The sequence below is a fragment of the Dickeya chrysanthemi NCPPB 402 genome, assembly GCF_000406105.1.
Classification (GTDB): Bacteria; Pseudomonadota; Gammaproteobacteria; order Enterobacterales; family Enterobacteriaceae; genus Dickeya; species Dickeya chrysanthemi.
Genome location: NZ_AOOA01000058.1, coordinates 1 through 537 on the forward strand (window position 1 = coordinate 1; position 537 = coordinate 537).

The following is a 537-nucleotide window of genomic DNA, read 5'->3' on the forward strand; positions in this document are numbered from 1 at the left end:
TGATAAAACAAAATAGTTTTGTTCCGTATCCTGAAGCAATGCTTCCTAAAGGATTTAAATATCCGCAAAGTTATTTAAAATTAGCTCAATCCACTCATGCCATTAACTACGATGAACAATATTCTTTTCCTTGGTGGTTTGAAAATGCAGAAAGCAATATATCAGAAGTAATTGACATTTATTTTGAAATAACTGGCATTCCAAACCTATTACCTTTTGCTAGAAACCAAGAGTGGGCTGCCTGTTTTGATATTTCAGATAAATCAGGTAATCCTAAAATTATAGTAGTTAATTTAGATAATACAAAATACTACGAGACTTTTGAAAATTTTGATACTTGGCTAAAAGAAGCTGAAAATGATGGTTGGTAGCAGCCGTAGGTCGGATTCTCGAATCCGACATTTTCCAACAGCGGCATTTCGGAAACGATAGACGCGTCAAATATTTTTGTCGGATACAAATATCCGACCTACATCTCTGCGCAGCAAACTTTACAAGATATTAATGAATTAGGAAATTTAAGTCCGGAAGCACAAC

Annotated in this window: 1 protein-coding gene; it reads left to right on the forward strand. The window is 34.5% G+C overall.

Annotated elements, in window-relative coordinates; genetic code table 11:
- Nucleotides 1–371 (forward strand): SMI1/KNR4 family protein (locus DCH402_RS00005; RefSeq protein WP_200864835.1); only part of this gene is annotated, 371 nt, incomplete at its 5' end.
- Between the last annotated feature and the right edge of the window lie 166 nt (nucleotides 372–537).